Here is a 21,662-nt window from a genome sequence, read left to right as displayed (position 1 = left end):
GTCAAGGAGTCCGCGTGGCAGCAGGTGGTCGAGGATGACACGCTGGCCAACATCACGGCGCGTGCGATCATCGGCGGCTTCGTGCGGCCCGGTCAGGGCGAGCTGCTGGCGCCGTTCCGGGCCAAGTACTTCGAGGCCATCTCCGGGGTGTGGGAGCGGCGGTCGAGCGAGGTCGCGCAGACCGTCGTCATCGGGTTGTACCCTTCCTGGGACATCAGCCAGGAGGCGTTGGACGCCGCCGACGAGTTCCTCGCCGACTCCGACGTGCCGCCGGCGCTGCACAGGCTGGTGCTGGAAGGCCGCGCAGGGGTGGAACGTTCGCTGCGGGCAAGGGAATTCGACGTCAGCTAGCGGACCGCCGATTCCTGCCTTCCCGCGGCGTACCGCTGCCCCGATCCGCATGGATCCCGTGATCGACGACGCCGAACGACGCCACTGTGTCAGCTGAGAAACGTTGGGACCTCGGGCGAGGACAAGAAGGTGAGCTCATGGTCGCCGATGCGGATCCGGTCCCCGTGGGAGAGCTCTGCACTACCCCGGACCCGACGACCCGATACGAATACGCCATTGGCTGAGCGGACATCGGTGATCACGAACCCGGCTGCGGTATCGACGATCACAGCGTGCAACCTACTGACCTTGACGTCGGAGAGCACCACTTCGTTGACCGCACTGCGTCCGATCCGGGTCGGAGCGTCCAGAATCGGGTACTGATGGCCGGACGCGTCGCACAGAATTGCCACGGGCATGGAGTCGGTGACACCTGGGCGCCCATCGACGTACACCGTGGCTTCTTCTGCTGCGGATACGGCCCGGGGGTGGATCAAGGGCTGCTGTCGGAGGATCCGTTGGTACAACTCGCGCAGCGTCGGTCCTGGATCTGCACCGAGATCCTCGGAGAGCCTGGCTTTCAAGCGATGGTACGCCTCGAGTGCTTCGGACTGCCTGTCGGCGACGTAGTACGCGGTGATCAGCTGGGCCCACACGGACTCACGGTAGGGATACTCGGCGCCAAGGGCTTCGAGGTCGCCGATCACGGAGTTCGCGCGGCCACAGCCGATTTCCGCCTCGGCGTGGACAGTTCGGGCGATCACCCTGTCCTCGGTCAACGCATCGGCGAACACATCGACGAAAGCGAACTCACGCAGATCTGCGAGGACGTCGCCACGCCACATCGCCAAAGCACTCGACAACCAGCCCCTCGCCTCATCGAATCGGCCTGCAGACGCGGCCCGCAGACCCGCGTTCTTGTGCGCAGTGAACGTGGCCACGTCACATTGCGAGTCGGGTACCGCCAGTCGGTAGCCCGGTGGCGAACTGGCCAGCACGGCTTGTGAGTGCATTCCAGCGTCGGCCATCAGTCGCCTCAGATTCGAGACGTAGGTGTACACCGTTGTCCGCGCGGTGTCCGGTGGCCGATTGTTCCATACGGCGTCGATGAGGCTCTCGATACTCACCGGCCGATTGCGGCTCAACAGCAGCACCGCGAGGACGGCACGCTGCTTCGGCGTGCCCAACGGCACCTCCACGGATCCGACCCTCAACTGCAACGGACCCAGGAGACCGAAGCATACACCATCCAGCAAATTCCCATTTACCTTTCCGTCGATATCAGGCGCTGAACCAATGGCCGGACAACTCTCGGAGAATACCTTTCTTGCTTGTTCGCTACGAGGACAACAACAATCAAATACATATGGCCACATCGGCATTCAATAGACAAGTCGAGGTGGTAGCGTGCCGCCTGATAAAGCGCGACTCCGCCAAAGATGACACGAGGCCGGACATCGCACAATCGGTGAGGGATCCCAGGAGCCATAACGTGTGCAGTCAGCAGTGCGAGGTTGCCGATCATCTGCTCACGGAGTTGAACGCGGCCGGCTTCCACGACGCATCACCGGTCGGGCAAGGCGGATTCGGATCTGTATTCTGTTGTACACAAACAGAACTCGACCGAGTTGTGGCGGTCAAGGTGCTCACCGCCACGTCCGAGCAGGACAGAGAGCGGTTCGAGCGTGAGCACCGCGCGATGAGACGACTCCACGGTCACCCGAACATCGTCCCCGTGTTACAGGCCGGCGAGACCGTCGGCGGCCATCCATTTCTCGTCATGCCCTACTACGCATCCGGGAGTTTGCAGCAGCAGATTGGAACCCTCGGGCGAGTGCCCCGTGAACAAGCCCTCGACATCGCGGCAAAGATTGCCGACGCACTGGCATATGCGCACAATATGGGCATTGTGCATCGAGACGTGAAACCAGCCAACATTTTGATCGCCGAAAGCGGCGAACCGTCATTGACGGATTTCGGTATTGCGCGCATTGTCGGCGCATTCCAATCCACGTCGGGGAGCTTCAGCGGGTCGCCGGCGTTTACCGCGCCCGAGGTAGTCAGCGGTGCAGGCCCCACAGAAGTGTCCGACGTCTACGGTCTGGGCGCGACGCTGTTCTGCGCAGTGACGGGCCACGCCGCGTTCGAACGACGTGAGGGCGAGCAGTTGGTGACTCAGTTCTTGCGCATCGCTGCCGATCCTCTACCCGACCCGCGCCTGCACGGCGTCGACGGTGACCTGGCCATCCTCATCGAAGGCGCGATGGCAACGCAACCGAGTAGCCGGCCCTCAGCAGCAGAGTTGGCCGACGCGATCCGGCAGGTACCGGCGCACCACCGCACAACCTGGGCCGCGGTGGTCCGCTCCGGCGGTCTGCCCGCTCGGGGAGACGAGGCCCTTCTGATACCCATGCAGAAGTGCCTGGGACGCGAGGTCGAGTCTGCCCAGTTGCGCGGACTGTTGGCCACCTCGCGGATGGTGACGGTGACGGGAGCCGGCGGAATCGGCAAAACGGTGCTGGCCGCGGCGACGGCTCGCGAAGCGCTGCGTTCCTTCGCCGACGGCGCGTGCTTCGTCGATCTCGCCGAGGTTCAGGACAGCGCCTCGCTGCGCTCAGCGATCGGCACTGCATTGCACCTCGGCGCCAGCACCGATCGCACCACCGACGACACCCTGGTGACTTTTCTCAGGGACAGGGATGCCTTGCTGGTGCTCGACACCTGTGAGCACCTCATCGACGCAGTGACTCGGCTCGTTCGTCGATTGCTGATCCGGTGCCCTCGGCTACGCATATTGGCCACGAGTCGCGAGACCCTCGGGGTCGACGGCGAGTCGGTGCTGACGCTCGAGCCGCTCGCATACTGGGATGCAGATGAGCCAGATCCGGCGTCGGAGTGCCCTGCTTTCGGACTGTTCGCGACCCATGCGCGTGCCGCGGTACCAACTTTCGTGCTGGCCGACCACAACGTGGCAGCGGTCCAGACCATCTGCTCCCAAGTGCAAGGATTGCCCTTGGCAATCACGCTGGCCGCCGCACGACTGCGGGTGATGTCAGCCGATCAACTCGCGCAGCGACTGTCAGAGGATTTCACCGTGCTCGGCAGTCGGCGTCGCGACGTGCCGACGCGCCACCGCTCACTGGACCACAATGCGCAGTGGAGCTACGACCTCTGCCGTACCGACGAGCAGCGACTCTGGGCCAGATTGTCGGTTTTCGAGGAGAGTTTCGACCTCGATGCTGCGTACGGGGTGTCAGGCAGCAAACCTGTCGAGACCTTTTACGATCAACTGGACGCGCTGGTCACCAAGTCGCTCCTGATCCGCGAAGAGCACCACACAACAGTGCGCTTCCGGATGCTGAAGGTAAATCGCGACTACGGTCGCCGACGCCTGTCCGCCGACGAGCATCGTATTCTGCGCCGCCGCCACGCCGACTACTACCTGCGCCTGCTTGCTACTGCTGACGTCGAGTGGTTCACCGATCAACAACCGCGGTGGATCAGGCGGATCACTGCCGAGAAGCCGAACATCATGGCAGCTTTCGAGTACTACCTCGTCCATTCACCCGCTGATGCGTTGCGTATCGCCGCAGCCATGCGCGCATTCTGGATGCTCGGAGGCAAACTCGGTGAGGGACAGCAGGTACTCGACCAGGCACTGGACGCACGGCCATACCACCAGACCACTCATGATATCGGGGCCTTGTGCGCCGCTGCGGAGATCGCACTTCGGCAAGGCGACGTTGCCAACACCACGACGCGAGTGCACCAGGCCCGAACGGCACTTGCCGATCTGACCGGCACTGCAGTGGAGGCCGACATCGACCTGATTGAAAGTTGCGTGGCCCTGCTCACCGCTGAGCCAGACCGTGCCCGCGGGCTCGCCGAGCAGGCGCTGGTGAAGACCGACAGGGTCCACACGCGTGCACTGAGCATGTCGGTACTGGGCTGGGTGGCCGCTGCCTCCGGTGACTTCAGTTCCGCCCACGAGTGGTTCGGACGCATGCGGGCAGCACCAGCACCGTCCGGGGAATCACAACTGACGGCGCACTTGCTGATGTCATGGGGAGCACGTTGCCTCATGTGCAACGACATTCGCGGCGCCGAACAGACCCTCAAGGTTGCGTTGACCCATGCGGCTGCCGTCGATGATCGATCAACAGCCAGCCTCTGTCTGCAGTTGCTGAGTTGGACTGCGGCGGTGAACGCCCATCCGTACCGGGCTACGCTGCTGTCTGCGGTGACCAGTGCGTGGCGCCGATCAACCTCCGCTACCTTGGCGCGAACCACCAACAGGCAGCTTGCACTGATCCGAGCTGCCCGGTCTTATCAAAAATGGTGCGACAAACGCTCACACCGTCAACTGGGCGACAGAGAATGGCGCGCAACCCACAATGAGGGTCTAGCGCTCACCTTCGACGAGGCTGTGGCCGTCGCGCTCGACCCGGGCTGAGCGCACCGCCCCCCTCTCAAATGCATTAGGCCGCAACGCGAGAACCCAACTGATAGCTCGCTTGGCGACCTGGCAGTCGTCCAGACCGACCTCAGCCAGCAACTCACTGCGAGAGCCCTGGTCGAGGAACTGTTGCGGGACACCGATGTCGCGGCACGCCACGTCGATTCCCGAACGGCGCAGCGCGGCAGACACCGCGGCGCCGACACCGCCGCTCACCACTCCATCCTCCACCGTCACGACGAGCCTGTGTGCCGCGGCGAGCTCCACCACGGCGTGCGGGACCGGCAGCACCCATCGGGGATCGACGACGGTCACCCCGAAGCCTTGCTCCTGCATCCGCGCTGCGGCGCCAAGCGCCACCGTGGCCAACGACCCTACGGCGATGAACAGCACGTCCCGAGGGCGCCCGGCCGCCGGAGCGGCAAGAACATCGATCCCACTGTGCCGCCACAACGTCGGAATATCTTCGCCCAACGAATCTTTCGGGAATCGGAGGGCGGTCGGCCCGTCATCGACCGACAGCGCTTCGCCAAGCTGCTCGCGCAGCCGTGCGGCGTCACGGGGTGCGGCGACCCGCATTCCGGGAACGATGCCGAGCATCGCCATGTCCCATACGCCATTGTGACTAGGACCGTCGCTTCCGGTGACGCCCGAGCGATCCAGCACCATGGTCACCGGAAGCCGATGCAGCGCGACATCCATCAATATCTGATCGAACGCACGGTTCAAGAACGTCGAATAGACTGCGACGACGGGGTGAAAGCCACCTAACGCCAATCCTGCTGCCGACGTCAGCGCGTGTTGCTCAGCGATGCCGACATCGAACAGGCGGTCCGGGTAGCAGGCACCGAACTTGTTCAGCCCTGTGGGGCCCGGCATCGCGGCGGTGATCGCGACGATGTCGCGCCGGCGCCCAGCGTAGCCGATCAAGGCGTCCGCGAATGCCGCGGTCCAACTGGGGCCGGCGGTGGTCGCCGGTGTTCCCGTCACGGGATCGATCACCCCGCAGGAGTGCATCTGGTCGGCCACGTCGCTCTCGGCAGGCGGATATCCCATGCCCTTACGTGTGGCGACATGCACGACCACCGGACCGCTGAAGGAGCGAGCGTCGCGCAGAGCGACTTCCACAGCATGCTCGTCATGCCCATCGATCGGACCGACGTACTTCAGGCCCAGATCGGCGAACAGCAGCTGTGGCGCCAAAGCGTCCTTGAGGCCGGCCTTGACACTGTGCATGTAATGGTAAGAGGCCTCGCCGATGGCCGGCAACCCTCGGATGGCCCTGCGGCCACTGTCGAGAAGATTCTCGTAGGCCGGCTGCAGTCGTAGCCTTCCAAGATGCGCAGCAAGGCCGCCAATGGTTGGGGCATAGCTTCGGCCGTTGTCGTTGACGACCACGACGATCGGCCGATTCGCAGCGGCGATGTTGTTCAGCGCTTCCCAGCACATCCCGCCGGTGAGCGCCCCGTCGCCGACTACGGCTACGACATGTCGGTTGCGGCTGCCGGACAGCTCGAAAGACTTGGCTAGGCCGTCTGCGAACGAGAGTGCCGACGACGCGTGACTCGACTCCACCCAGTCATGCTCACTCTCGGCCCGAGACGGATACCCGGACAGCCCCCCGCGCTTTCGCAGGGTGCCGAAATCCGCACAACGTCCGGTCAGCATCTTGTGCACATATGCCTGGTGACCCGTATCGAAGATGATCGGATCGTGGGGAGAGTCGAAAACTCTGTGCAGAGCCAGCGTGAGTTCGACGACGCCGAGGTTGGGGCCCAGATGCCCACCAGTCGCCGCCACCTTGTGGATCAGGAACCCGCGAATCTCAGCGGCAAGGTCCACCATCTGCTCGCGGGACAACCGACGCAGATCAGCTGGACCGCGGATCTGATCGAGCACACGGTGAGTGTAGGCACCATTTCGTCTTCTTCGAAAGCCCCCTGATACAAATCACTTTCACAAAGTCGTGCCGATATCTGCACCGCGCCGGCTGAAAGGATCCATTGAGGATCCATAAAGGTCCGGGTGCGACAGTGTCATCGCCTGCCGACCGAGTCCAGTACAGCCGAGCGCCGGCAAAAGTATTGCGCTTCGGCGGCTTTGATCGGTCAACGCATGTCAGTAGGTCCGACCAGAGGCACGGAGATAGGACGTCCCGGACAGATGGCCAAACCAGAGGAATACGAAGCCGCGTACCGTCGCGAGTACGAGGCATTCGGTATGGGCGAGCGTCCGCCGTGGAGTATCGGCGAGCCCCAGCCGGAGATCAAGGCGCTGATCGATCAAGAACGGTTCCACGGCGAGGTCCTCGATGCCGGATGCGGTGAGGCGGCAGTGTCGATGTACCTCGCCGAGCGCGGTTACACCACCGTCGGGGTGGACATCTCGCCGACGGCGGTCGAGCTGGCGAGATCGGAGGCCCGACGACGCGGCTTGACCAACGCATCCTTCGAGGTCGCCGACATCACGTCGTTCAGCGGATACGAGGGCCGGTTCGGCACAATCGTGGACAGCACGCTGCTTCATTCCATGCCCGTCGAATCACGGGAACAGTATCAACGCTGCATCGCGAAGGCCGCCGCTCCCCGGGCTTCCTACTTCGCCCTCGTCTTCGACAAGCATGGGCTGGGTGACGGACCAGCATGTCCGGTGACCGCCGAGGAGTTGGCCGACACCGTAGCGGCGTACTGGGAGATCGACGACATCAAGCCGGCTCGTATCCACGGCGACAACTTCGTCGTCTTTCCCGACGCGCTGCTGTCGGACGAACCGGCGGGCCGCCAGTCGGTATCGGCCTGGTTGCTGTCCGCGCATCTACCGTGAGTCAGGCTGAAACACGGTGACATGGTATCGCCCCGGGGGGTATCCCGAACTGTTCGACTTGGTAAGTAGTGGCGGAGTCATGGTCGGCGGAGGTGTCGGCCTCAGTTCGGCCGCATTCCCGGGTGATTTGTCGGCATCGTGTCTGATCGATCTCAGCTTGGTACTGGGCGACTCGGCCAGCGCCCAGAGAATCGGGGCGCGGGCCACGCTGTCGACGATCGCGGCCACGGACGGTGTACCCCGCGCAGTCGCCCAGGCGGCAGCGGCCACCGCGAACCCCAATCTACGCAGGCGGATAACCGCAGGCGGCGTGCTGGGCTGGCGTGGTTACACCGCTGACCTACCCGTTGCCCTTGCTGCTGTCGGAGCCCGAGTCGGGTGTGTGGACGTCAGTGGACGGCAGGACAGAATGTCGGTCAGCCAACTGTCCGCGGCGCAAGGGTCGCGCTTCCTGATCAGTGAGATCGACCTCCCCCACCATGGGGTGAGCAGCTACCGCAGGATCTCGGCACGCAGGGGTCCGGCACCAGCGTTGGCGTCTGTCGCCGGTTACCGCCACGACAACGAAATAACGCTGGTCGCAGGAGCAGTCGCACGCCGGCCCATCTGCTTCACGCCTGACACTCGGCCCACCTGTGCCGACATGATCAGCGATCACCGCGCATCGGCTGCATATCGTGCTCGGCTCACTGCCCACCTGACGGATCTAGTGATGAAGGACCTCGAGGACGGCCATGGTGAGTGATGAAGATCCGGGGCACGGCGCCGTCTGCGCAGTTCGCTTCAGGGTCGACGGCCGGGAGGTCGAGGTGGACCCCAAGGAGTGGACACTTGCCCGCTACCTGCGCGACGAATTGGGGATCACGGCGGTGAAATTCGCCTGCGGCGAGGGGGCCTGCGGCGCGTGCACAATCCTCTGCGACGGGGAACCGGTGCCCTCGTGCGTCATCCCGCTCGGCCTCTGTGACGGAACGGTCGTCGAGACCGCCGGGCATCTCGCCCGACACTCCGCTGAGGGCCGACAGGTTGCCGAACTGTTCACCAACCGGGCACCCATGCAGTGCGGCTTCTGCACGCCGGGCCTGCTGTGCACGATGACTGCGGCACTGCAGGACCGAACGAATGGGTCTGGAGCACAGCAGCGTTCACCCGCCCCGCAGAAGAACGCTGCCGCCTCGATAACGGCCCATCTGTGCCGGTGCACCGGATACGTCGGCTATCTCGACTGCCTCCACGAGCTGCTCGACGCGGCATCACCTGGCGGCACGGGCAAGGAAGCGAGCCGTCGTGGTCAAGCGTGACCGACCCGCACGTGTAGACGCCGCTTCCAAGGCGCGAGGAACTGTGCACTATACCGCCGACACCTCCCTTCAGACGGCGGCTGTCGGGGCGGTCCTGACCTCACGATGCCCTCACAGCAAAGTCACGGTCGTCGGCAGAACGGCGTTGGCCATCGACGGGGTTCTCGCGGTGCTCGATGCCACTGATGACCCCGCCGTCCTGTACAACTCCACCGCTCAGGGTGGCCGCGAGGACATGAATGTGTTCGCCGCGGAGGCCAGATTCGCCGGCGATGTGGTCGGTGCGGTGTTCGCCGAGGACCGCACCGCGTTGGCCAAGGCGCTTCGAGCGGTCGAGATCATCGAAGACCCGCTGCCGGCCGTCCTGAGCACCGACGCGGCGCTCCAGCCGGGCTCGCCACCGGCGCACCGGGCTTTCGGCTCCAATCTGATCGCCGAGATCGTGATAGGAGCACCCGAGGACGCGCTCGCGGAAGCGCTCGCGAACTCGCCGCATGTCTTCGACAGCAGCTATGAGATCGATCCTTCGCCCATCGGCTTTCTCGAGCCGATCGCCGCAACTGCCGAATGGATCGGCGACACTTGCTACGTCACCTCTACCGCCCAACTGCCGCCTGCTGCGGCCGCGACAACGGCTCTCCTACTGGGCGTTCCCGTCGACCGGGTCGTCCTCCGTCCGGTCTCGATCGGCGGGAGCTTCGGCGGAAAGGAAGAGGTCCATCTGGAGCCCGTCGCCGCACTGGGGTCTCGCGTACTCGGGGGACGCAAGGTCAGCGTCGAGATGACACGCGCGCAGATGTCACGCTTTCGTCATCGGCACGGCGGGACCCTTCGGGTGCGAACAGGCGTCGACAACCAGGGCCGGTTCCTCGCCCGACAACTCGACTGGGTTGTCGACGCAGGGCCGTATGCCTTTCACAGCCCGGACATCGCTGGCAACGGTGGCAGTCTGGTTCACGCGCTCTACCACGCCGGGTGCACCCGCACAGTCGCCCGCGTGGTCACGACCAACCACACCCCCGGCGGCGCGTTTCGCGGCTATGGCGGTGAACAGGCGCTCTTCGCCGTCGAGAGCCACATCGACGAGATCGCACGTGCACTCGATCTGGATCCATTCGATATCCGTCGGCGGAACATGCTCAAGGCCGGCGACATCGACCAGTTCTGGGAGTGGCCTGTCGAGTCCTTCAGCCTGGACCGCTGCCTCGACGTCGCGCAGCGGTATCTGGCGGATCACCCCCGAGGTCCCCGCGACCCTGGCGACGGCCGCGCTCGAGGCCGCGGCTTTGCCGCGTTGGCCAACGTCTCCAGCATCAGCGGGCCGTGGGGAACGGACAAGGCCGCCGTCCGTTGTTCAATCGACAGCCGCGGCCGCGTGCAGGTCGACAGCGGCATCGTCGAAATGGGCCAAGGCATCCACACTTCCCTCCAATCCGCCGTACAGGACCAGTTGCCCGGTCTAACGGCCTGGGTCAACCACTCGGGAACAGACACCGCACCGGACGATCTCGGCGTATACGCCTCTCGTGGCACGTATCTCACCGTCGGTGCCGCAGTCGAAGCTGCTCGCGCACTGCTGCAGCTGATACAGGATCGGGTCAACGGGATCCCGATCGAGGTGTTGTCAGAGCATGGTGTCAAGACCCAAGAGCGGTCACACACCTGGGCCGAGTTGGGCTCCCTGGCGTCCGAAGCGACCTTCGAGGCACCGGACAACGCCCTGTCGGCCGGCGTGCAGATCGCCGACGTCGCGGTGGACCTAGACACTGGACACGTCGAGGTCGAACAGGTCGTCTCGATACACGATGTCGGTGCTCTCCTGCACCCGGGGAATGCCGTCTCTCAGGTCGAAGGCGGCGTAGTTCAGGGTATCGGCTTCGCGCTATCCGAACGCGCACACATCGACACCGGCGGGGTGACCACGACCCTCGGCTTCCTCGACCACCTGATACCCACCGCCGCATCGATTCCCGATATCCACGCTGTATTCGTCACCGATCGGCCGAACCCGCACAGTCCGTTGGGCGCCAAAGGCCTCGGTGAATGCCCGGTCATGGCTGTCGCGCCCGCGGTCGCCAACGCGATCGCCGACGCCGTCTCGGTGAGGTGCCGGCACCTGCCCTTCACTGGCGAGCGAGTCCTCGACGCCCTCGACTCGACAACCTCGACGTTGGTAGCGAAGTGAACGCCTGTCCTTCGGACATCGCTGTCCGTCTCGGCGCTGATCGTGAAGGAGGGTACTTCGGCCGCACGAGACGGACACACCATCAACAGTCACTTTCGAAGAAGGGTCAGCGCATGCAGCTACTCATCATCGTCGGTCCGACCGGCAGTGGGAAAACCGGTGCAGCCACCGAGTATTCGCGTCTCACCGATGCACCGGTGGTAGTCCTGGACCGCTTTCAATGCTATCCCGAACTGGCGGTGACGAGCGGCCGGCCATCTGAGGACGCCGTCGGTTCGACCACCCGGATATACCTGGCTGACCGAAGACTCGCAGATGGCGAGTTCTGCACGGTCGACGCCTACACCGCACTGCTGGATATCCTCGACCAACTGGCCGGCCACGAACCTTTCGTCATCATCGAAGGCGGGTCACTGTCGCTCTACAACCTTCTCAGTCCTACCCTGGAATCCCTGCCTTACGGAACAACTGTCACCGCACGTAACGTCGACGTCGAATCGCTGGAGTACAGAGCAGCCGTGCGGGCGCGGGTCGCTTCGATGCTCGGCTATGACGGTGATCCGGCACTGACGATGCTGGACGAGTTGCGCGAGGCCTGGCGATTGCACGAGCAGCGCGGCTTCCTTCACTCCATCTGTGGATTGGATGCCGTGCTCTCTTGGTGTGACGACGCCGGGATACCAGTCGAGGAGCTCAGCTCGCAGAGTCTTTCTCCTGCACAGCGGGATACGGTTCTCGACCGGGTGTGCGCGGCGCACTATCAGTATGCCGGCATCCAGGTGCAAACCTTCGCCTCACAGCACCACTCCGCCACGCCGCCCGGGATGGCGCACACCATTTATCGACTGGCTTCGGGGCTTCGGTCCGACAATCGTCTACTGGAGGCGCCGTCAACATGATCGCGGATCGCAAGAACGACCACGTCAACCGAGCGTTGGAACAGCAGCGTGCCGGCGGTCGCGGGAACGACTTCGACGCGGTCGCGTTCGTCCATCATGCGTTGGCGGGCATCGACAACGCCGACATCTCGCTCGACACACTTTTAGCCGGCATGCACTGGAAAACGCCATTTTTCATCAATGGCATGACCGGTGGCAGTGAGCTCACCGGCGCAATCAATCGCGAACTGGCCATCGCGGCACGCGAGACCGGGATACCCATCGCGTCGGGGTCGATGAGCGCGTACTTCAAGAACGAGACGACCGCGGACACCTTCCGTGTGCTGCGCAGGGAGAACCCGTCGGGGGTCGTGATGGCGAATGTCAACGCCAATGCAACGGTCGACCTCGCCAAGAGAGCCGTAGACCTACTCGAAGCGAACGCCCTGCAGATCCACCTGAACTCGGTACAAGAAATCGTCATGCCTGAAGGTGACCGGTCGTTCGGCTCGTGGCCACGACAGATCGAGCTTATCGTGAGTGCGTTGGAAGTCCCGGTGATAGTCAAGGAGGTCGGCTTCGGGTTGAGCCGGAAGACGGTTGAATCGCTGCGCGCTGCCGGCGTTTCCGTCGCCGACGTCGGCGGACGGGGCGGCACCAACTTCGCCGACATCGAAAACAGCCGACGGCAGTCCGCCGACTACTCTTTCATCACCGGGTGGGGACAGTCCGCCACGGCATGCTTGCTGGATTCGTACGGTATCGGCGGAATTCAGCTCGCCGCTTCCGGTGGAGTACGGTCCCCGTTGGACGTGGCGCGGGGGCTGGCGCTCGGTGCGTCGGCGGTGGGAGTGGCCGGTTGCTTTCTGGAAGCGCTGGCCACGCACGGCACGGAAGCTCTGATCGCGATGATCCGGACCTGGGATGAGCAGCTCAGGCAAATTATGACGGTCCTGGGAGTGCGGACTCCTGACGAGTTCACCAATTGTGACTTGCTACTGACGGCCCCTCTTGAAACTTACTGTGGGCTGCGCAATATCGCTGCCGAGACATTTTCTCGCCGAAGCGAGACCAATGCCGCCGAAACTTTGCGCACCGCCTAGGGGCGCTGTTGACCGGTACCAGATGGCCAGCGATACGCCGGGTTATCCGCCAGGCCGGACCACCACGTCTTCTGTCCAAATATATTCCGGTGGCTCGTATCCGGAGTATCGGTCCAGCAAGCGATTGATGTCCGACTCCACGATCAGCATCTCGCGGTAGGGCAGCCGCAGCAGCCCCTCGGCGACCATGGTGTCGATGAACAGACACAGATGCCTATAGTAGCCGCCGACGTCCAACAACCCCACAGGTTTTGCGTGCAACTCGAGCTGCGCCCAAGTCCAGACCTCGAAGATCTCCTCGAGAGTTCCCGCCCCGCCGGGCAACGCGACGAAACCATCGGAAAGATCGCCCATCAACGCCTTTCGTTCATGTAGACCGTCGACCACGTGCAGCACTGACAGTTTTTCATGGGCAATTTCGCGATCCACCAGGCTGCGCGGAATCACTCCGATGACCGTGCCACCTGCCTGCAGTGCCGCGTCGGCGACATGCCCCATCGTGCCGACTCGTGCGCCGCCGTAAACGATTTCGACCCCGCGTTCGGCCAGCGTCCGCCCGACTTCCCTGGCGGCATCGACATAGATGTCCCGACCGTTGGATGACCCACAGAAGACACAGATGCGCATCTGACCATCCTATTCCATTGCGGTACTTCGTTCCAGGCCACTGCCATCACCGTTGGCGAGAGATCGGATGCCTCAACGGATGCCCTCCAGCCGTCCACCGGTCAGCCGAATATCTTTGCGAAAACAACGTCCTGGAGGGTACATCGGCCAGTCAGGCAGCATGACCGAATCGGTCACCTGATCGTGCGGCAGAGCCGGCCGGTTATCGGCTCACGTCTTCCAGACAAACGACTCGCTATTAATTGTGTAACAGAGCGGCTTCGCTCAGCGCCAGCTAAGCTCGCCTGATAGATGTTGGGGCGGTTGCCAAATCAGTGCAGTCATCGCCGCTACCGCCGGAGGAATCGATGAGGTCGGACATGCTCACCACACACGCGGCGGCAGCGACCGTCGCGCTGGGCCTGGGGATGGCGGCGTTGGCCAGCATCCCTGTGGCTGCGGCGGACTCAGCGCCCAAGGACGACTCGTCCTCGGCGAGTTCGACGTCGGCGAATTCGACAGCCGGGTCGAAGACCGATTCGCCGAGTTCGAGGCCGACGAAACCCACAGCCCGAACGAAGACCGATTCGCGCAGTTCGAGGTCGAACTCCGACGCACAGTCGCCGTCGTCAGATGTCGCCGACGCAGATGAGACGGAAACGGACGACCCCGGCACGCCAGCCACTCCGGACAGCGAAGTGGACGCCGTCGATGTCGACACCGCGACACCCGTCACGACGACTGAAGACGCTGACGTGCCATCCGGCGAACCAGATGGCGACGAAGAACCCCAGGAGAACGAGGGGAACGAGACTGCAGACGCCTCCAGTGACCACGACGCCCCGAACCCGCCCGAGGAGAGTTCCCCTAGCGGGCCGGCGGCCCCAGCCGCCGATGCTGAAGACGACCCGACCGCCGAGCCGGTTGCTACGACACCCGCCCCAGCGACCACTACCGCTAGCGTCTCCACAACACCGACGAAGCCGCGTGCCAAAGCATCGGCGTTGCCCCGCACCATCGTTCAGGCCGTACCCGAACCCTTGACGTCGGTGGCGAGTTCGTCGACCGCACCGTTCAGCGATTCTGACGTATCACCGTTGGAGTTGATGGTGGCAGCCGCTGCGCGCCGTGAACTGGGTGGTGCGGGCCCTGATGTCGAGCGTCCCGGGTGGCTCGGCGGAATTCTGGATCCCGACTTCGGCGAGTTGAGCAACGTCCTAGGGCTGGAGCCTTCCCACCCGCCGGTCGGCTCGACGGGGCCAGGCATGTTGGGCACGCTCATCGACCAGACGATCAATACGCTGCTGGGCCCGGTCAGGACACTGCTCGCGGAACTGCGCGGGGAAAGACTGGCCGGGCTACCCGGCCAGGTACCGGCCAGTTACGTCGGCTTCCCCGGCGCATGCACGCCATCGGGCTGCACACCCAGCTCGGACATCCCCATTCCGCAGCCGAACAGCCAGATCACGTTCCTCAACCTGAGTGGCAAGTCTCTGAAACTGACCAGCCTGGATACGACGTACCCACTGGCCTACGGACCAGATGACGGCTACGTCCTCGGCCATGCTCGCCAGGTCGAAATGGGGCTGTACACTTCGGCGTTTCTTCCCGGTGCACTCATGGAGTGGACCGATGGCTCTGCTACCGATTACGTCGTGCTTGTGCAGGGAGCTCTTGGTGCCCAAGTGGCTCCTGCGGGGAATCTTCAGGGGGACGTCTTCACCACACCCCAACCCGTGACAGGGCCCGTCTCTCCAGAGGGCGCTCTTCGGCAAACCGTCGTCTTCCTACCGCCGTCGGGCAGTGAAATCACCATCGACGAAAGCGACGGCATGGGGCAGGCAATCGTCGCCATGTCACTGTGCGGAGTCGCCGGCAGCTGCAACATGGAAGCCATCGACAGTCGGATCGAGTACACCGATACGAAGAACGTCGGCAACACCGTTTTCAACTACGGAACTGTGAACTCGACCAACACCTACGAGATGTTCCACGAAGCGGTCAAAACCAATGGCTTCGAAGCCAACCTGAAACTGGCCCTCGGTGGTGGACTGAACTTCACGCTGGGGCCGTTGACCTTCCAGGGGGAACTCAACGCGGTCCTCCAGGGCAAGTACGGGCGCAGTTGGAGCAGCGGCGTGATCACCAAGGAAGGCGCCACGCTGTCGGTGGCGCCCGGAAAATACGGTCAGATCCTGCTGTCCTACCCCGAGTATCACGACACGGTCGACATGACGTTGACCCAGAAGAACGTCACCATCCACATCCCCGGCACCCAGTGGGTCAGCCCGGTCCCCGAAGACGCCACGAACCCCGACGGGTCGCCGGTCGCCCTACCGAGCTGGGTCACCCGGGACTACGACATCGGGACCGGTCCCATGCCCGATCCTGACGCGGGCGAAGCGCCGGTAGCACCCGACATCGCTACACCCGCACCTAGTAGTCCCCGAAGCTTCGGCGCGATCCTCGCGGATTTCGTGGTGGCCGAAGTGCGAGCAGTCCTGAGTCTGCCCGGCGTCGTGTTCAACAGCTTCGGGGTTTTCGGCGCCACCCGTGGCTTCGAGATCGTCAACCTCACCCCGTACACCCAGTACCTGACCAGCATCAGCGGCGACTATGACGTCGACCGCTCGCCACCGGTCGGCTACGAGCTGGCGCCCTTCCAGATGGTGCGTGTGGAAGTCCCGTACTCCTTGTTCGGCAACGACCTGAAAGCGTACGTGCAATGGCATACGAATCCAACGGGATCGGGAGCCGGATCGTATGCCACCCTGAGCACCGTCGGCACCGGCAATTCATACGTCGACTGCACGAGCCTCAGTTGTATGAACGGCGGCTACGACAGCGCACTATCAGCCAGCGTCATGTACCTCATCGCGCAGTCGCCCAGAACCATCGACCTCACCCGTGATCCCAACACGGCGTCTGCGGCCATCAACGCAGCGTGCGAAACCGACTCCGCAGGGCGGAGCCCATCCACCTGCGCCGCCAACGTCACCGGCCAGGAGTACTACACCAACCCGGTGGCTGCGCCGCAGCAAGGCGGATACCACTGGAACGACTCCTCCCAACCCGCCACGTTCTCGTACACCCTCGTCACCTACGAGTCCACAAAGGAAAGCTGGTCCGTCGGTGGGGGGCTCAAAATCAAGGAGAAGTCCGGCCTGTTCCTCGTCCAGCAAATGGAATTGGAAGCAACCGCCCTCTATTCCGCATCCAAACAGACCAAGGAGTCTGAATCCACCACCGTGAAACAGTCGGTACCGCCGTACTCCACCGGAGTGATGTCCAAAGGCGATTCCATCCTCCGGACCTACGGTGACTTCGTCGTGAGCCTGCCCAACCTCACTTTGGTGGTCAGAGACAACTGGATCGAGAATCCGGCCGGCCTCGCCGCGCTCGGGCCGGTGGTCAGCCTGACCGACTACCCCGGCTCGCCGAGCACCAACACCAGCGACTGACCCATCGACGAAAGGAAGGTGCGCCGTGCCATCGGACGCCGATCTGGATCCCGCCGAACTGTTGCCGCACTACGACATGTTCGACGCGGACCACGAACAGGTGAAGTGGAAGCTGTTCGAGTACGCGCGGGCGAATTGCCCGGTCTTCCACACCGACGCAGATGGCAAGGGCCAGTACGTCGTCACGCGCTACCAGGATGTCAAACGAGTGCTGATGGACCCGAAGACCTTCTCTTCGGTGGGGGTAGCTCCCCGCACTTCCCCGGTCTGCCTCAACCCACTGGATGTGGATCCGCCTTTTCAGATCGAGTTGCGCAAGCTCCTCAACCCGTTTTTCACCCGTGGTCATCTGCTGCGGTTCGAAGCCGAGTTGCGTAAGACAGCCGCCGACCTCGTCGACGCGTTCCGCGGCACTGGTCGGTGTGAGTTCGTCAGGGACTTCGCCACCCCATTCGTCGCGAGAGCGATGGCCACGGTCGTGTTCAACGAGGGTGACCGTGACAAGATGGAGGCCATCGCCGAGGTCGTAATCGCCAATGCCATGGAACCGAACGATGAGTCCTACCTGCGATTGTCCGAGCTGGCCCAACTGTATCTCGGCGACCGGCAGCAGCATCCGACCGACCGCAATGACCTGCTCACCGCGATCACCACCGGCACCGTGGCGGGCGGACGACTGCTCACCGAGGTCGAACGCCTCGGCGTCATCACCGTGCTGTTCCTAGGTGGGCTTGACACCACCCGGGGCGCAATGGGTTTCATCGCGCATGCGCTGGCTGTGGAACCGGATCTCGAGACACGGCTGCGGAATCCGGCATGGATCCGCCATGACATGGATGAGCTGATCCGGCTGGGCTCATCGGTTGGGTGTCTGGGCCGGCGGGCCACTACCGACGTCGAGCTCGGGGGTGTACAGATCAGCGCCGGCGACCATGTACTACTGAGATTCGACTCGGCCAACCGCGACGAGACTCAGTTCGACGAGGCAGCCACGCCTCGGTTCGACATCCGCAGAGGCGGCAACGTCGGCTTCGGGCTCGGTGTACATCGTTGTCTCGGCGCACAATTCGCGCGGCTGCAGCTCGAGATCGTCTTCGATGAGCTCCTGGCCCGGCTCACCCGCGTGCGTCTGGCCTGCGATCCGGACGAGATCCGTTGGACGCCAGGAATCGCCAACGGCCCGGAGGTGCTGCCGTTGACCTTCGAATCGCTCACCTGCTGATTCGTTTGAGACCTCAGAGCGGGTACCGCCCCGAGGTCGCGACTCGTCGCCACACGCCATGGTCGTCGCGGAGAGCGCGGCGCAACACACCATCACGATCAGTCGGGATACCCTCCCCGCTGCGCTGAGGGCATATTCGGGCAGAGTTCGCCGAGGGCGCCGGCGGCGTCATTTATCGGAGTGAACACCTCGAGCATCCCCTCGAGCGTTTCCGGCGGCTCGGGATCGCCGGGGACATCTCGTTGGGACAACGCAAGCCGATCTGCCGCTGTGGCCCATTCACTCAGGTGCTGCTTGATCTCGGGTGTCGTCACAGAATCAGCCGAAGTGTGCACCATCGCCGCCATCTGCCGGTACTGCTCGTCGACGAACTGGTCACTCGGCCCGGTTACTACCCTGATACTCACCTCGCAGCGCCTGGTACTCGGAGCCGATGCTATGGATCCGTCCGGCGATCTGAGCCATATCCGTGTGCGAACGTTGCAGGATCTCGACGACCTCACCGCTGCCTTTGCTGACCACCGGGTAGAGCATCCGTTCACCCTGGGGGGTCTGAGGCACCGTCGCGGCGGCGTTCGTCACCCATTCCCGCACTGCATCGAGGTCGCGCCGCCCGGCGGCCACGACCGCAGCCGACTTGTCGACCTCAGCGCGCAGCCGTCGGTCAAGATGCGCGGCTCCCCCGAGAACACCCGCGTGCTGGTCGTTGGCCGCGGCGTAGGCATTCGACGCCGGGCCCTGCCAGCGTTCCCCGGGCTTGGCAGCTCGAACTTCGGACTGCAACCGCAACAACGCCGCACTCTCGTCGAAGGCGGACCCGTCCTGAGGTAGGCCTTCACCGAAGGTGGCACGTGCCTCGGCCCATACCGCCATGAATGCGTCCAGCACGCCCAACGCCCGAACCTCCCCTCAGCGGCCCGCAGTCCAGTTTAAGGTCGCCGAGACACCGGTCCGTGCACCAACTACGCCGCCGTCGAGAGTGAAGCCACGGTCGCGATCGCCGGGTGAATCACAGCCCGGAACGCTATTTCGCGGCGCTTCGCGGTGCAGGTCGCAGCGCAGGGCGAGGGTCAGTGCGGCGAGACGCCGGCCGAGAGCACCCGCACGCCGCTGATCAGCCCGTCGATCAGGTTGCCCTCTTTGAAGGACGCGGCAGCGGCAGACACGCCGAGCGGCGCGGTCTCCTCGATGCCCCGGCCCTTGACCTGAGATCCGTAGACCACCTCGATGGCCCTCTGGTCCGGTGACACGGCGAGCAGCACCGCGTTGTCGGGGGTCGGCACCCTGGCCAGCAATTCTCGCGCGGTGGCCGCGGGATCCGCCCCGAGATCACCGATGTAGACCGCGAAGCGGGCCCGCGCGGCGCGCGAACCGTACTTCAGCGCGTTGTCCAGGATCACCAGGTCCTTCGTCGGAAACGGGTAGTGCACCGACAGCTCGCCCGGCTCGGTGACCCCTGAGAGGCGGCCACTGGACGTGACGGCGTACCCACGGGGCAGTTCTGCCAGTTCGTTCGACCCGACGGTCGCGACCTCACCACTTGCCACTTGCACCACCTCCCACTGTCAGATGTGCACCATGGCCGCCATGGCCGCCATGGCCGTGATCGGCCGGTTCCTCGGCAGCCCACAGGATCGGGCTGTGCGTCCACTTCTCCGACATATCGAAGGTCGCGGGGTGCGGACCCTTCTTGGTGAAGATGAACAGGGACAGAATCAACGTCAGAGCCAGCGGAATCAGCACAAAGCTGGCGTGAATCAGTGCGGTCGTGTTCACCCCGAAACCGTAACTCACGGCCCGGTCAGGCCGCGCCCTCACCCAGGTATCTGACCCAGGCCGGGTCGAGCTCCTTGATGCTGGAGAGCAACCGCCAGTGTTGTCCCTTCGGAGGCAGCGGAGTGGTGTGCAGCTTCCACCCCAGCTCGCTGAGCAACCGGTCGGCTTTGCGATGGTTGCACGCCGAACACGCGGCGACGCAGTTCTCCCACGAATGGGCACCGCCGCGGCTGCGGGGAATGACGTGGTCGACGGTGTCGGCCTTGGCGCCGCAGTACGCGCACCGGAACCGGTCGCGATGCATCAGCGCCGCCCTGGTCATCGGAACCCGGGCGCGGTACGGAACCCGGACGAAGGTGCGCAGCCGGATGACCGACGGGACCACGATGGTCCGAGTCGCCGAGTGGACCACCGGACCCTGGGGGTCGTCGTGCACCACGTCGGCCTTACCGCACATCAGCATGATCACCGCGCGACGCATCGGCAGCGCCGTAAGGGGCTCGTAGGTCGAATTCAGCAGCAACACTCGCCTGCGGCCCCAGATCGACGCCTCGGGCAGCGTGCCGGGGTGGGCGTCCAGACCTGGGCCGACACTGTGCAGCGCGCGCGTGCCAGTACTTGTTGTCGACCCGGATGAGCCTACCGCGGACCGGTGCCGGTGGCCGCGACCGTTCTTACGCTGAGCCATACGTCCTCCGTCGGACAGTCCACCATGGATCACCCCGGTCCGCACGGCAATTCTCGACGTGTTCGCTGGTCAGTCGATGAACATCGGGTGACCGTCACCTTCTGGACAACCTCGGAGCGTCGGTCCGGCAGCGTCCGAACGTGGGTCGACGGCCGCGATGGCCCACAATGGACACGATGGGCGTGCAAGAGAATCCAGTCGAGAAGCAGCAGTCGTTCTACGACGCAGTCGGAGGCCATGCGACGTTCTACGCCATCGTGGCGAAGTTCTACGAGTTGGTGCGCGAGGACGAGATCCTGCGTCCGCTCTACCCTGAGGAGGACCTCGAGGCCGCCGAGGTGCGGTTGCGGATGTTCCTCGAGCAGTACTGGGGCGGCCCGCGCACCTACTCCGACCAACGCGGACACCCTCGGCTGCGGATGCGGCATGCCCCGTTCCGGATCGGATATCTCGAACGCGACGCGTGGCTGCGGTGTATGCACACCGCCGTCGCCGGGATCGACTCCGAGACCCTCGACGACGTCCACCGCCAGGAACTGATCGCCTATCTGGAGATGGCGGCGCAATCGATGGTCAACTCGCCGTTCTGAGGACCCGTCAGCGCAGGACGACGGCGGGGTCGCCGCGACGACGGTAGACGGTGCCGAACCGCGCGTCGATGCGCAGCCAGGCCGGCATCGCCCGGACCCGCACCACCTCGTCGACGCTGACCGACTCCGGGGCGAAGTCGTCTCCTGCCGGCGTCTGCGGCAGAAAGCCCATCGCGGTCAGGGCGAACACGCACCGCATCGGGATCCCGAGGCTGTCCCCGCCGGCGGTGACGGCGACGACCT

General features: G+C 64.2%; 21 protein-coding genes. 11 read left to right on the top strand and 10 right to left on the bottom strand.

Annotated features, from left to right (window positions below; genetic code table 11):
- On the top strand, window positions 1-351 hold a 351-nt coding region (locus WA944_RS13420), incomplete at its 5' end, for an ERAP1-like C-terminal domain-containing protein (RefSeq protein WP_526647036.1).
- A gap of 89 nt (window positions 352-440) precedes the next feature.
- Here WA944_RS13420 and WA944_RS13415 read toward each other — a convergent pair.
- Entirely contained in the window at window positions 441-1,529 is a 1,089-nt protein-coding gene (locus WA944_RS13415) for a BTAD domain-containing putative transcriptional regulator (RefSeq protein ID WP_526647035.1), read from the bottom strand.
- A gap of 128 nt (window positions 1,530-1,657) precedes the next feature.
- Here WA944_RS13415 and WA944_RS13410 point away from each other — a divergent pair, with 128 nt between their 5' ends.
- Window positions 1,658-4,783 carry a protein kinase domain-containing protein gene (locus WA944_RS13410; protein WP_526647034.1) on the top strand — a complete coding sequence of 1,042 codons (3,126 nt, stop codon included), beginning with the start codon at window positions 1,658-1,660 and terminating at the stop codon, window positions 4,781-4,783.
- Here WA944_RS13410 and dxs read toward each other — a convergent pair.
- Complete coding sequence (dxs, locus tag WA944_RS13405) at window positions 4,733-6,685, bottom strand: 1-deoxy-D-xylulose-5-phosphate synthase (protein WP_526647033.1); 1,953 nt, start codon at window positions 6,683-6,685, stop codon at window positions 4,733-4,735. The two genes, WA944_RS13410 and dxs, sit on opposite strands and share 51 nt — an antisense overlap.
- 264 nt (window positions 6,686-6,949) lie before the next feature.
- Here dxs and WA944_RS13400 point away from each other — a divergent pair, with 264 nt between their 5' ends.
- The 6 genes from WA944_RS13400 (at window position 6,950) to fni (ending at window position 13,076) form a co-directional block, all read left to right on the top strand.
- A complete protein-coding gene (locus WA944_RS13400) occupies window positions 6,950-7,609 on the top strand; it encodes a class I SAM-dependent methyltransferase (RefSeq protein ID WP_526647032.1) in 660 nt (219 codons plus the stop codon).
- Window positions 7,610-7,625: 16 nt separating this feature from the next.
- Window positions 7,626-8,354, top strand: a complete 729-nt coding sequence (locus tag WA944_RS13395; RefSeq protein WP_526647031.1) for an FAD binding domain-containing protein — start codon at window positions 7,626-7,628, stop codon at window positions 8,352-8,354.
- Entirely contained in the window at window positions 8,347-8,910 is a 564-nt protein-coding gene (locus tag WA944_RS13390) for a (2Fe-2S)-binding protein (RefSeq protein WP_526647030.1), read from the top strand. The genes WA944_RS13395 and WA944_RS13390 overlap by 8 nt, the downstream gene beginning before the upstream one ends.
- 43 nt (window positions 8,911-8,953) lie before the next feature.
- Entirely contained in the window at window positions 8,954-11,095 is a 2,142-nt protein-coding gene (locus tag WA944_RS13385; RefSeq protein ID WP_526647029.1) for a xanthine dehydrogenase family protein molybdopterin-binding subunit, read from the top strand.
- A 113-nt stretch (window positions 11,096-11,208) separates the two neighbouring features.
- Window positions 11,209-11,994 (top strand): isopentenyl transferase family protein, encoded by a 786-nt coding sequence (locus WA944_RS13380; RefSeq protein WP_526647028.1) that lies wholly within the window; start codon window positions 11,209-11,211, stop codon window positions 11,992-11,994.
- Complete coding sequence (gene fni / locus WA944_RS13375; RefSeq protein WP_526647027.1) at window positions 11,991-13,076, top strand: type 2 isopentenyl-diphosphate Delta-isomerase; 1,086 nt, start codon at window positions 11,991-11,993, stop codon at window positions 13,074-13,076. Before WA944_RS13380 ends, fni begins: the two co-directional genes overlap by 4 nt.
- A gap of 42 nt (window positions 13,077-13,118) precedes the next feature.
- Here fni and WA944_RS13370 read toward each other — a convergent pair whose 3' ends face one another.
- Both WA944_RS13370 and WA944_RS13365 read right to left on the bottom strand, forming a co-directional pair.
- Entirely contained in the window at window positions 13,119-13,703 is a 585-nt protein-coding gene (locus WA944_RS13370; RefSeq protein ID WP_526647026.1) for an LOG family protein, read from the bottom strand.
- A 274-nt stretch (window positions 13,704-13,977) separates the two neighbouring features.
- Window positions 13,978-14,700, bottom strand: a complete 723-nt coding sequence (locus WA944_RS13365; protein ID WP_526647025.1) for a hypothetical protein — start codon at window positions 14,698-14,700, stop codon at window positions 13,978-13,980.
- Between the two features lie 79 nt (window positions 14,701-14,779).
- Between WA944_RS13365 and WA944_RS13360 the strand changes: the two genes are divergently transcribed.
- Window positions 14,780-17,143, top strand: coding sequence for a hypothetical protein (locus WA944_RS13360; protein ID WP_526647024.1), 2,364 nt, complete (start codon window positions 14,780-14,782; stop codon window positions 17,141-17,143).
- Window positions 17,144-17,168: 25 nt separating this feature from the next.
- Entirely contained in the window at window positions 17,169-18,365 is a 1,197-nt protein-coding gene (locus WA944_RS13355) for a cytochrome P450 (protein ID WP_526647023.1), read from the top strand.
- A 98-nt stretch (window positions 18,366-18,463) separates the two neighbouring features.
- Here WA944_RS13355 and WA944_RS13350 read toward each other — a convergent pair whose 3' ends face one another.
- The 5 genes from WA944_RS13350 to WA944_RS13330 form a co-directional block, all read right to left on the bottom strand.
- Window positions 18,464-18,772 carry a hypothetical protein gene (locus tag WA944_RS13350; protein WP_526647022.1) on the bottom strand — a complete coding sequence of 103 codons (309 nt, stop codon included), beginning with the start codon at window positions 18,770-18,772 and terminating at the stop codon, window positions 18,464-18,466.
- Window positions 18,741-19,253 carry an EspA/EspE family type VII secretion system effector gene (locus tag WA944_RS13345; RefSeq protein WP_526647037.1) on the bottom strand — a complete coding sequence of 171 codons (513 nt, stop codon included), beginning with the start codon at window positions 19,251-19,253 and terminating at the stop codon, window positions 18,741-18,743. The genes WA944_RS13350 and WA944_RS13345 overlap by 32 nt, the downstream gene beginning before the upstream one ends.
- 182 nt (window positions 19,254-19,435) lie before the next feature.
- A complete protein-coding gene (locus tag WA944_RS13340; protein ID WP_526647021.1) occupies window positions 19,436-19,912 on the bottom strand; it encodes a DUF5130 family protein in 477 nt (158 codons plus the stop codon).
- Window positions 19,899-20,141 carry an aa3-type cytochrome oxidase subunit CtaJ gene (gene ctaJ, locus WA944_RS13335; RefSeq protein ID WP_526647020.1) on the bottom strand — a complete coding sequence of 81 codons (243 nt, stop codon included), beginning with the start codon at window positions 20,139-20,141 and terminating at the stop codon, window positions 19,899-19,901. The genes WA944_RS13340 and ctaJ overlap by 14 nt, the downstream gene beginning before the upstream one ends.
- 25 nt (window positions 20,142-20,166) lie before the next feature.
- The gene (locus WA944_RS13330; RefSeq protein WP_526370290.1) at window positions 20,167-20,829 is read right to left on the bottom strand and encodes an HNH endonuclease signature motif containing protein; all 663 of its coding nucleotides are present in this window, start codon (window positions 20,827-20,829) and stop codon (window positions 20,167-20,169) included.
- A 176-nt stretch (window positions 20,830-21,005) separates the two neighbouring features.
- Between WA944_RS13330 and WA944_RS13325 the strand changes: the two genes are divergently transcribed.
- A complete protein-coding gene (locus WA944_RS13325; RefSeq protein WP_526370292.1) occupies window positions 21,006-21,419 on the top strand; it encodes a globin in 414 nt (137 codons plus the stop codon).
- A 7-nt stretch (window positions 21,420-21,426) separates the two neighbouring features.
- Here WA944_RS13325 and WA944_RS13320 read toward each other — a convergent pair.
- On the bottom strand, window positions 21,427-21,662 hold a 236-nt coding region (locus tag WA944_RS13320), incomplete at its 5' end, for a DUF8185 domain-containing protein (protein ID WP_526646625.1).

Origin of the sequence: Mycobacterium sp., assembly GCF_049683355.1 — a bacterium.
Classification (GTDB): domain Bacteria; phylum Actinomycetota; class Actinomycetes; order Mycobacteriales; family Mycobacteriaceae; genus Mycobacterium.
The sequence above is the reverse complement of the archived record's forward strand: the minus strand, read 5'-3'. Positions and strand labels throughout refer to the sequence as shown.

Excerpts from the sequence above, each read along its gene's own strand:
- WA944_RS13400 (WP_526647032.1), top strand. The coding sequence starts at position 6,950 with ATGGCCAAACCAGAGGAATACGAAGCCGCGTACCGTCGCGAGTACGAG.
- WA944_RS13380 (WP_526647028.1), top strand. The coding sequence starts at position 11,209 with ATGCAGCTACTCATCATCGTCGGTCCGACCGGCAGTGGGAAAACCGGT.
- fni (WP_526647027.1), top strand. The coding sequence starts at position 11,991 with ATGATCGCGGATCGCAAGAACGACCACGTCAACCGAGCGTTGGAACAG.
- WA944_RS13370 (WP_526647026.1), bottom strand. The coding sequence starts at position 13,703 with ATGCGCATCTGTGTCTTCTGTGGGTCATCCAACGGTCGGGACATCTAT.
- WA944_RS13365 (WP_526647025.1), bottom strand. The coding sequence starts at position 14,700 with ATGGTGCGGGGCAACGCCGATGCTTTGGCACGCGGCTTCGTCGGTGTT.
- WA944_RS13330 (WP_526370290.1), bottom strand. The coding sequence starts at position 20,829 with ATGGCTCAGCGTAAGAACGGTCGCGGCCACCGGCACCGGTCCGCGGTA.
- WA944_RS13325 (WP_526370292.1), top strand. The coding sequence starts at position 21,006 with ATGGGCGTGCAAGAGAATCCAGTCGAGAAGCAGCAGTCGTTCTACGAC.